The following is a 321-nucleotide window of genomic DNA, read 5'->3' on the forward strand; positions in this document are numbered from 1 at the left end:
CGTCGGAAAGTGTGCCGAAGTGTTCGCTCATGAGCGGAACACTAGTTCGTGACGGTCCGGTAGGCGATCTCGGCCAGCCGTGCCTGACCGTCGACACTCGGATGGAACCAGTCCCACCGGCTCAGTTGCTCGGCACCGAACCGGAAGTCGTACACCGCGCCGTCGTCGAAACGGCACCGGCGGTCCTTCGCACAGACATCCTCGAGCACCTTGTTGTACGCCTCGACACGCTCCTGCACCGTGTCGCGCCGCTGGTTGGCCAGTGTGGTCAGGGAGTCGGGGTCGCTCAGCATCGACGGGCAGATCCCCAGCTTCCACACC

Annotated in this window: 1 protein-coding gene; it reads right to left on the bottom strand. The window is 64.5% G+C overall.

Annotation, left to right across the window (positions count from 1 at the left end; all coding sequences use genetic code 11):
• Positions 1–41: 41 nt before the first annotated feature.
• On the bottom strand, positions 42–321 hold a 280-nt coding region (locus ACLZOT_RS51180), incomplete at its 5' end, for an SGNH/GDSL hydrolase family protein (RefSeq protein ID WP_416976141.1).

The sequence above is a fragment of the Streptomyces sp. 4F14 genome, assembly GCF_048159485.1.
Lineage (GTDB): Bacteria > Actinomycetota > Actinomycetes > Streptomycetales > Streptomycetaceae > Streptomyces.